Origin of the sequence: Sulfitobacter sp. HI0129 (assembly GCF_001635395.1) — a bacterium.
Classification (GTDB): Bacteria; Pseudomonadota; Alphaproteobacteria; order Rhodobacterales; family Rhodobacteraceae; genus Sulfitobacter.
Genome location: NZ_LWGH01000036.1, coordinates 1 through 9,470, shown reverse-complemented (window position 1 = coordinate 9,470; position 9,470 = coordinate 1). Strand labels below are relative to the sequence as shown.

General features: G+C 63.1%; 11 protein-coding genes. 4 read left to right on the top strand and 7 right to left on the bottom strand.

Annotated elements, in window-relative coordinates; translation table 11 throughout:
• Nucleotides 1-835, top strand: an 835-nt coding sequence (locus A3764_RS00425) for a glycosyltransferase family 10 domain-containing protein (RefSeq protein ID WP_236627971.1), incomplete at its 5' end; no start/stop codon positions are given.
• A gap of 11 nt (nt 836-846) precedes the next feature.
• On the opposite strand, the gene A3764_RS00420 is transcribed toward A3764_RS00425, so the two are convergent.
• Both A3764_RS00420 and trxB read right to left on the bottom strand, forming a co-directional pair.
• Entirely contained in the window at nt 847-2,562 is a 1,716-nt protein-coding gene (locus A3764_RS00420; protein ID WP_067920369.1) for a bifunctional sulfate adenylyltransferase/adenylylsulfate kinase, read from the bottom strand.
• A gap of 199 nt (nt 2,563-2,761) precedes the next feature.
• Nucleotides 2,762-3,766, bottom strand: a complete 1,005-nt coding sequence (gene trxB, locus A3764_RS00415; RefSeq protein WP_067920371.1) for a thioredoxin-disulfide reductase — start codon at nt 3,764-3,766, stop codon at nt 2,762-2,764.
• Nucleotides 3,767-3,948: 182 nt separating this feature from the next.
• On the opposite strand from trxB, the gene A3764_RS00410 reads away from it, so the two are divergent.
• Nucleotides 3,949-4,449 (top strand): Lrp/AsnC family transcriptional regulator, encoded by a 501-nt coding sequence (locus tag A3764_RS00410; protein WP_067920373.1) that lies wholly within the window; start codon nt 3,949-3,951, stop codon nt 4,447-4,449.
• Nucleotides 4,450-4,467: 18 nt separating this feature from the next.
• Here the strand turns inward: A3764_RS00410 and A3764_RS00405 are convergent, their stop codons facing one another.
• The 5 genes from A3764_RS00405 to lgt all read right to left on the bottom strand — a co-directional run bounded on the left by A3764_RS00405 (nt 4,468) and on the right by lgt (nt 8,713).
• Nucleotides 4,468-5,178 (bottom strand): Hint domain-containing protein, encoded by a 711-nt coding sequence (locus A3764_RS00405; RefSeq protein ID WP_082850863.1) that lies wholly within the window; start codon nt 5,176-5,178, stop codon nt 4,468-4,470.
• A gap of 388 nt (nt 5,179-5,566) precedes the next feature.
• Nucleotides 5,567-5,716: a hypothetical protein gene (locus A3764_RS25590; RefSeq protein ID WP_201722100.1), complete on the bottom strand. Its 150-nt coding sequence runs from the start codon at nt 5,714-5,716 to the stop codon at nt 5,567-5,569.
• A gap of 293 nt (nt 5,717-6,009) precedes the next feature.
• Entirely contained in the window at nt 6,010-6,765 is a 756-nt protein-coding gene (gene pgeF / locus A3764_RS00400) for a peptidoglycan editing factor PgeF (RefSeq protein WP_067920375.1), read from the bottom strand.
• Nucleotides 6,762-7,832, bottom strand: a complete 1,071-nt coding sequence (locus A3764_RS00395; protein WP_067920377.1) for a class I SAM-dependent methyltransferase — start codon at nt 7,830-7,832, stop codon at nt 6,762-6,764. Before A3764_RS00395 ends, pgeF begins: the two co-directional genes overlap by 4 nt.
• A complete protein-coding gene (gene lgt / locus A3764_RS00390; protein ID WP_067920379.1) occupies nt 7,829-8,713 on the bottom strand; it encodes a prolipoprotein diacylglyceryl transferase in 885 nt (294 codons plus the stop codon). The genes A3764_RS00395 and lgt overlap by 4 nt, the downstream gene beginning before the upstream one ends.
• 93 nt (nt 8,714-8,806) lie before the next feature.
• Here lgt and A3764_RS00385 point away from each other — a divergent pair, with 93 nt between their 5' ends.
• Entirely contained in the window at nt 8,807-9,067 is a 261-nt protein-coding gene (locus A3764_RS00385; RefSeq protein ID WP_067920387.1) for an accessory factor UbiK family protein, read from the top strand.
• Nucleotides 9,068-9,325: 258 nt separating this feature from the next.
• The coding region (locus A3764_RS00380; protein ID WP_150122013.1) for a YbjN domain-containing protein at nt 9,326-9,470 on the top strand (145 nt) is incomplete at its 3' end.

Genomic DNA, 9,470 nt, shown 5'->3' with positions numbered 1-9,470 from the left:
GCCCTACGGCACAAGGTTCGGCAAGACCCTTGCGCAAATCCCGCTCGACGATTTGCACTGGCCCTTGGGTCGTCCCCCGCGACTGGCGCAGGGCCGGGTGGCGGATATGGCGCCCTTCGATCACCTGATCTGCTATCCCAAGACGAACATGCATTTCCTGCCACGGCTGGGGAGCCCTGCGCAGCTCTCGGTGATGGTGGTGGAACCGTCGATCATTCACGCACGACATCTGCGGTATCTGCGCTGGACACACCGGCGCTTCTTCCGGGTCTTCAGCTACAACGACGCGCTTCTGGGGGCGATCCCGAATGGCGTGCTGCTGCCCTTCGGCACGACATGGGTGGCGGAGCCTGACCGGGTCGATACGACGAAATCGCGCCGCATGTCGTTGATTGCTTCGGCCAAGCGCGACCACGTGGGCCACCGACTGCGGCATGATATCGTGACGCGGATCCAGTCTGAAAAGCTGGACGTGGATGTTCTGGGACGGGGCTACGCGCCCTTCGACAGCAAGGCCGACGGGCTGGCCCCCTACAGGTTTTCTGTCATCATCGAAAACGTGCGGGAACGGAACTATTTCACCGAGAAACTGGTCGACGCCATCCTGTGCGAAACGGTGCCGATCTACTGGGGCTGTCCCAACATCGGCGACTTCATCGATCTCGCCTGCATGATCCAATGCGATAGCGAGGCGGAGGTTCTGGCGGCCATCAGGGATGCCGATAAGGCGACCTTCGACCGGCACATCGGCCCGCTGCGCACTGCCCGCGGGGCGGCGCTGCACTGGGCCAATCTGGAGCTTCGGGCCGCCACGGCACTGCGCGACAGCCTTTAGCAGGGCGCGGGTCAGGCGCGGATCAACCCCATGCTTTCGAGCTTCAGCAGCACTTGGTGGGCGCAATTGTCCACGTCGACGTTTTCCGTCTCCACCCGCAGTTCGGGGTTTTGCGGCTCGTCATAAGGGTCCGAGATGCCGGTGAATTCCTTGATCTTGCCTTCACGCGCCAGCTTGTAGAGACCCTTGCGGTCCCGGCGTTCGCATTCCTCGATGGATGTCGCCACATGGACTTCCACGAAGGCACCGAAGTTCTCCACGTCTTCGCGCACCGCGCGTCGGGTGGTGGCATAGGGCGCGATGGGCGCGCAGATGGCGATACCGCCATTCTTGGTGATCTCGCTCGCCACATAGCCGATGCGCCGGATGTTGAGGTCGCGGTGCTCCTTGGAAAAGCCCAACTCGCTGCTGAGGTTCTTGCGCACGATGTCGCCATCCAGCAGCGTGACAGGCCGGCCACCCATTTCCATCAGCTTGACCATGAGGGCATTGGCGATCGTGGATTTGCCCGAACCCGAGAAACCCGTGAAGAAAACGGTAAATCCCTGCTGGCTGCGCGGCGGACGGGTCCGGCGCAGTTCCCGGACCACTTCGGGAAAGGAGAACCACTCGGGGATCTCCAGCCCTTCCTGCAGGCGGCGGCGCAGTTCCGTGCCGGAGATGTTGAGGATGGTGACGTTGTCGCGGTCCTCGATCTCGTCCGCGGGTTCGTATTGGGCGCGTTCCTGCACATAGACCATGTGTTTGAAATCGACCATTTCGATGCCCATTTCCTCCTGATGCTCGCGGAAGAGGTCCTGCGCATCATAGGGGCCATAGAAATCTTCCCCGGCGGAGTTCTGGCCGGGCCCGGCGTGGTCGCGCCCCACGATGAAATGGGTGCATCCGTGGTTCTTGCGGATGAGCCCGTGCCAGACCGCTTCGCGCGGGCCTGCCATGCGCATGGCAAGGTTCAGCAGCGACATGGTTGTGGTGGCCGAAGGATATTTGTCCAGCACGGCTTCATAGCAGCGCACGCGGGTGAAATGATCCACGTCGCCGGGCTTGGTCATCCCAACAACGGGGTGGATCAGCAGGTTGGCCTGTGCTTCGCGCGCGGCGCGGAACGTCAGTTCCTGATGCGCACGGTGCAGCGGGTTGCGGGTCTGGAAGGCCACGATGCGACGCCAGCCCAGCTTGCGAAAATAAGCACGCAATTCGTTCGGCGTATCCCGCCGCGCCTTGAAATCATAATGCACCGGCTGCTGGATGCCCGTCACCGGGCCGCCCAGATAGACCGCGCCCGCCTGATTGTGCAGGTAGTTGACGGCCGGATGCTTGTCGTCGTCCGCGCCAAAGACCTTCTCCGCCTCGCGCTTCTTGTCCGGCGTCCAGCGGTCGGTCACCGTCATGGTGCCGAGAATCACGCCCTCCTGATCGCGCAGGGCGATGTCCTGCCCGATTTCCAGCTTGGCCGCGAAGTCTTCGGAAACGTCCAGCGTGATCGGCATCGGCCAGAGTGTACCGTCCGCCAGCCGCATGTTGTCCACGACGCCGTTGTAATCCTCTTCGCTCAGAAAGCCTTTCAGCGGGTTGAACCCGCCGTTCATCAACAGCTCCAGATCGCAGATCTGGCGCGGCGTCAGGTCATGGCTGACCAGTTGGCCGGCTTCGTTCTTCAGCTTTTGCGCACTCTCGTAGGAGACATAGAGTTCCGGGATCGGGGCAAGGTTGCTCAACATGCTCATGGGGTTTCCAATCTGGTCCGACACGCGGGCCAAGCCCGCTTTTGTGGCGCAATAGCGCCCGGGACGCTCCAAAGTCCACCCGGTGGGGTGCGAACCTCTGCGGAAAGGACCGGAATATCACAGAATTCGGCCCCGGCGGCACGTTGGTCCGTCGGGGCCGGTCACACAGGAACTTCGTCTTTCTCCGCCCGGGCGAAGGTCAGACGCTTTCCTTCACCTCGGCGCCGTATCCGAGCGGAAGTGACGTATCCTTGCCGGAATCGTCGCCTACTTCGGCAAGGAACCGTTCGGCCTCCAGCGCGGCCATGCAGCCCATCCCGGCACTTGTCACTGCCTGGCGGTATTTATGGTCCGTCAGATCGCCCGCGGCGAAGACGCCGGGGATGGAGGTTTCGGTGCTGTCGGGTTTCGTGACGACATAGCCGCCCATGTGCGTTTCCAGCGTGTCCTTGACCAACTCGTTGGCGGGCGCATGACCGATGGCAACGAAGACGCCCTTACAGGGGATGTCGGTGATTTCGCCGGTCTTGGTATGTTTGACCTTCACCCCCTCGACCCCCGGCGGGTTCTGGGAGCCATAGACCTCGTCCAACTCATGGAACCACAGCGGTTCGATCTTGGGGTTCTTCATCAGCCGATCGATCAGGATCTTTTCCGCCCGAAGCTCATCCCGGCGGTGGATCAGCGTGACTTTGGAAGCGAAATTCGTCAAAAACAGCGCTTCTTCCACGGCGGTATTGCCGCCGCCGATCACCACGATCTCCTGCCCGCGGTAGAAAAAGCCATCGCAGGTGGCGCAGGCCGACACGCCGAAGCCCTTGAATTTCTCTTCCGATTCCAGCCCCAGCCACTTGGCCCGTGCCCCGGTGGCGAGGATCACGGCATCGGCCATATAGGTGGTGCCGCTGTCGCCCTTGGCGTGGAAGGGCCGGGAGGACAGGTCGAGATCGGTGATGATATCCCCGATAATCTCGGTGCCCATGGCCTTGGCGTGGGCCTCCATGCGGACCATCAGGTCGGGGCCCTGAACCTCGGTGTCGCCGGGCCAGTTTTCGACCTCCGTCGTGGTGGTCAACTGGCCACCCGGTTCGATCCCCTGCACGAGGATGGGTTCCAGCATGGCGCGGCTCGCGTAGACGCCGGCGGTGTAGCCCGCGGGGCCGGAGCCGATGATCAGTACCTTGGTCTTGCGTGTCTCGGTCATTCGAGCCCCCGGTGAAAACATGACGTTCCGCTCGATATAGCCGCGCGTCTCGCCGCGTTAAACCCCCGGCGGGAGGGCCGCGGCAGGACGCGGAGGGGGCGGAAAGATTCTTGCGCCCCTGCGAAACAATATTGCGCGTGACGCGGGCGGTGCTATATGAAACGGCAAAAGTAGGGGGCGAAATGGCGGGCACACGGCTTGATCCCATAGACCGGAAAATACTTGCGGAACTGCAGGCGGACGGGCGTATGACGAACGTCGAACTGGCAAAGCGGGTGGGCATTTCCGCGCCGCCCTGCCTGCGCCGGGTGCGCACCCTGGAAGAAATGGGCTTCATCAAGGGGTATCACGCGGACGTTGACGCGCGCGAACTGGGGTTCGAGGTGCAGGTCTATGCCATGGTCGGTTTGGCCAGTCAGGCTGAAACGGACCTCAGCGCGTTCGAGCGGAAGTGCCAGGAATGGCCGCTGGTGCGGGAGTGCCACATGCTCAACGGTGAGGTGGATTTCATCCTGAAATGCGTGGCGCCGGACCTCAGCTCTTTCCAGAGCTTCCTGACGGGTCAGTTGCTCACCACCCCCAATGTCGAAAGCGTCAAGACGAGCCTCGTGATCCGTGGGGCCAAGGACGAGCCGGGCGTTCCCTTCGACGTGCTTGAGGATCGTTTGAAAACCTCCGCCTGACGTCAGCGCGCGGTTTCCTCAGCCCGCCTGCGTTTCCGGGGCGCGGGCATGGGCCAGTGGCCCGAAATCACCTATCTCGCTGATCTGCGGGAACATGGACAGGAACCGGTCCCGCAGGTCGCGCGGCAGATCGCGCAGCGCCGTCGTGCCGGGATGAAAGGATTCCACCGCCAGCCCGGCCGCATGGAATGTCGCATGCCGCTCAAGGCACAGATGAAACAGGCGCACCGGCGTGGGCGGGGTGACCTCGATCACGTTCACCCCATCGACGAACCGCCGCGCGGGGGTGAGCATGGGACCCCCGTTGCTGTCGCCGCGCAGATCATGCGGGGTCTTTAGGATACGCGCACCCGGCCCGAGCGTCAGGAAGGCATTCGGGCGTTCTTGACCGAAGCTGTCCGGCATGACCCGGATGAGCGGGACGCGCTTGCCCGTATCGGCGGGAACGAATGTGCTGGACCCGATCCAGATCACCTTCACCGCATCGCCTTCCGTGGTGCGGAGCATTTCGCCCGGCTGAAGGTCTTCGATCGCCACTTCGCCGTTCACGGTACGAATGGCCGTGCCCCGGGCGAAGGCGTTGAAGGCCGATTCGAAAAGGGGCAGGGCGGGGGCCGTGTTCTGACCGATGAGCAACGAACCGTCCGACCGAAATGCGGCGGTCTCATAGCTGCGATGGGCCTCCGGGCCGCCCAAGAGGGGGGTAGGGTCCATGCCGGACGCGGTCATAATGAATCCTCTCGGCGTGGCGGTCGGCTTGCTGGTGGGGCGGGGTCCTGTGGCAGTCAAGGGCATCGGTTTTCGCATTCCCGGCCGGGCAGGTCCCGTTCCGTGCCGGCCCCCACCGACAGCAGCGAAATCGAACGATGCCCAGCCTTATCTGGTTATCGAATGGCCTCAAATCGCCACGTTTCCGCCAAATTGTCAAAGATTCTGCCACATTTGGCCCCGTGGCGGGGGCAATAGACCGCTTATAGCGACCTCTGTTTCCGCGCAGGGCGGATCTGCGGCCTTATTTCAGCCCACTACGCAACGAAAAACCCCCCGCACGCGAATCGCGCCGGGGGGTTCCAGTGGGCCGCCGGGGAGTAGGGCGGCAAGGAGTGAGGTTGACCGGTCAGGCAGTCTTGGCGCTTTTCACGGCGGCTTCGGCGGCGCGCTTGGCGATGAACGCAGCGCGGCGGCTGCCACGGGCCCAGGGCATTACGGTGTCGTTCTTGGCCGCTGTTTCGACAATGCCCTTGATGAAGCGTGTGTTCGTTTTCATTTCCTGTTCCTCTGTCCGGTGTCCGCTGGTCTCTGCCTGCTCTCAAGGATCAATATGCAAAGTCATTCCGGCCAGTTTTGGGCATCGGGGCGAAAACTTCGTAAATTTTCCCGGTCCCGGAGGAGGCAGTGGGGCCTTTTTGCCCAAATCCAGTCAAGTTATTGATATTTCAAGAATAGCTTTGGGGTAACGGGACCAATCCAGCCGCCTGATGGGCATTGTTTCCGCTCTGACGATGCAAAATGAGGCGCGACCGGGGCAGGGGAGGCCAGATTCCGGCCCTCTTTGACAGTTCAGAGCGCGATTGCCGCGATCAGTCGTCCATAATCCGCTTCCTTGGCGTGGGTCGTTCTGCGGTAGGAATAGAATCGGGCCGGATCGGAATATGTGCAGTGCCGCGTCCACTCGGCCTGCGCCACCCCCGCTTCGCGCAGCCTGTGCAGCCCGAAGGCGGGCAGATCGAAAAGATACCTGTCCCCCTCTCCTTGGGCGAAGAAGCGGGCATGGGCAGGATCGAAATCCAGAAACGTCTCGGCGAACTCCGGTCCCACCTCATAGGCGCGCTGGCTGATCGACGGCCCGATGACGGCCCGGATGCACGAACGGGTCGCGCCAAGGTCGACCATCGCGTCGATCGTGGCGTCAAGCACCCCGTCGAGCGCCCCGCGCCAGCCCGCGTGGGCCGCGCCGATGACGCCCTCTTCCGGGCAGGCGAAAAGCACCGGCTGGCAGTCGGCGGTCAGCACGGCGAGCGCGATGCCGGGGGTCCGGGTCACCAGCGCATCGGCACGCGGCCGCTTGGCAAGCGGTTCGGTCACCGTCACCACATCGGCGGAGTGGATCTGGTGGACCCCCTGCAAATGCGACAGCGGCACGCCCATGGCCTGCGCCACCCGGGCGCGGTTGATCTCCACGATCTCGGTCTGATCGGAACTGCCGGTGCCACAGTTCAGCCCCGAGAATACACCCGAAGACGCACCGCCCCGGCGCGTGAAAAATCCGTGGCGCAGTGGCGCGAGCAGATCGGAGGTGAGGATTTCGAGGGTCATGGCTCCAATCCCGGAGGGGGGGCAGCGGCCTTGGGGTAAAGACCTGCGATCTTGAACAGGTTTCCCATTTCTTCTGGGTGCGTCAACCGTCGATGTGCCGCGACATGCGCGGAAAGGCTCGCGGCGTCCATTCCTGCGGCAAGCCGCTCTGCCCGGGCCGTGATGCCGAGCCGTTCAAGAAACACGCCCTGGGGTGTCACACGGGTCAGGGCGCTGTGCTCTACCGCCTGCGCCAAAGCCTCGAAATCGACATGCGCGGTGAGGTCCGCCGCCCCCGGCGCATCGAGCGGATCGACATGGGCGTGGTCCTGCAGGGCCTGCAGCGTGTCGCCCAGCGAATGCCAGTCGCCGTAATCTATGATCAGCGAGGCCCCGCCTTGCGCGGCGATCACGCTGTCCATCTTCGCGACAATGGGGGCAAGGGCAGGGGCGTATTCCACCACGTCGCCGTCGCTCGTTTCCGCCTCCCATTGGCGAAGCGCGGGCTGCGGGGCCGCTGGCCCCAGACCGAAGGACAGGCGGCCCTCCTTCAGGCCCACCTGACGTTCACGCCAATGCGCCCCCTGCCGGACGAATTGCCGGATCGGCAGTGCGTCGAAAAATTCATTGGCGATAACGAAAAGCGGCAGGTCCGCTGGCGGCTCGAACGTCGCGCTCCAGCGCAGGCGTGTCTCATGCGCGGCCAGCGTCTCTTTCTGCCGGGCCTGCATGGCCGGGGATGCTTCGATCAGCAGGACTTCAGCCGCCTCGACAAAGGCGGGCAGGGCCGCCCCCGCGGCGCGCAGCGCGTCGGCCATCAGGGTGCCGCGCCCCGGCCCCAGTTCGGCCAGCGTGAACCGCTCCGGCGCGCCCTGCGCCTGCCACGTCTGTGCAAGGCAGAGGCCCAGCAGTTCGCCGAACATCTGGCTGATTTCCGGAGCGGTGGTAAAATCGCCCTCCGCCCCAAAAGGATCACGAGTGGTATAATAGCCCATCGTCGGATGCATCAGGCAAAGCGCCATATAGGCATCGAGCCGCATCGGACCCTCGCGCGCGATCAGGTCCGCGATGTGATCCCGCAGGCTCATCCCCGCCGGCGGGCACGCACGATAAGATAGAGGCCGACAAGAATCATCGGCAGGCTGAGGATCTGGCCCATGGTCAGCCCGTAGCCGCCCACATGCCAGGCAAGGCCCAGCGGATTACCGGCAGAGACGAACTGCGCATCGGGCTGGCGGACGAATTCCACCAGGAACCGGGCCAGCCCATATCCCGCAAGGAACGTACCGCCGATCAGCCCTTCGTATTTCAGCGCCCCCCGGCGCCATGCCATCCAGAGCAAGAGACCGCCCAGCAGCAGCCCTTCGAGCAGCGCCTCGTAAAGCTGGGAAGGATGCCGCGCGCAGATGCCGGCGACGTCAGGGCAGAACTGTGCCGCTTCGCCGGGAAAGGCCACGCCCCACGGCAGATCGGTCGGACGGCCCCAAAGCTCGGCGTTGATGAAATTGGCCAGCCGACCGAGGAACAGACCGGGCGCGAGGCCAAGGCAGACCAGATCGCCGGTCGAGATGACCTTGATGTTATGGCGCAGCGTATAGAACAGCCCCGCAAGGATCACCCCCAGCGCACCGCCGTGAAAGGACATGCCGCCTTCCCAGACCTGTATGATCTGGGCGGGATTGTTGAGGAAATGCAGCGGCTGGTAGAACAGGACATATCCAAGCCGCCCCCCGATGATCACCCCGAGGATCAGCCAGAACAGCATGTCCTCGGCCTTGGCCGGCGTCATCACCGGCGTATCGTTTTTCCACAGGCGCGGCGCCTTCAGCGTCTGCACACAGAGCCGCCAGCCGATCAGGATGCCGACGATATAAGCAAGCGCATACCAGCGCAGGGCCAGATGGAATCCGAAGACATCGATGGCAAAGGCTTCGGGCGAAATGTCGGGGAAGGGGAGCATTGCGATCATGGCGGTGATTGACCCCGCGCCGGGGCGGAAGTCAACCTTGCACAGCGCCCCACAGGCCCCATATACGTAACGAATTGTACGGTGGAGACGACGATGCAGACGCGCAATAAGCTTTTCGACGACCTGTCCCAGATGATGACCAACGCCATGGGCGTGGCGCAGGGCGCGAAGGATGAGGCCGACAACGCCTTCAAGAGCATGCTGGATCGCTGGCTGTCCGATCGCGACTTCGTCACGCGGGAAGAATTCGACGCGGTGCGCGCCATGGCCCAGAAAGCGCGTGAAGAGAATAACGCGCTCAAGGCGCGGCTTGACGCGCTCGAGAAATCCGGCAAGGGCGACGCGAAGGGTTAACCCTTTGCCGCCCAATTCCCGGGCACTGGCCCGAAAGCCTATCCCGTATGTTGTGGTCGTGACGATTCCGTCCACAGCTTATTGCGGTTATCCCCCAACATTCGTGGTTATCCCCAGAAAAAGGGTTGCCAGAACCCTACTTTTACCCCCACCATATCTTGTAGGGCATGTGCACGGTCACACGCCCTGTAGCAAAAGCACCTAGCGATGGGGGCGGCTGACAGCTCCTACGCTGGTCGAATATATAGAGGTGACGAAATGGCCCTGTCCGAGCAGTACCTTGAAGAAGACATCCACCCCATCGATATCGTCGAAAATATCGCGGCCCATCATGAATGGGACTTCGACCGTATTTCCGACGAACAGATCGCCATGGCGGTCGAGGGGCAATGGCGTACCTATT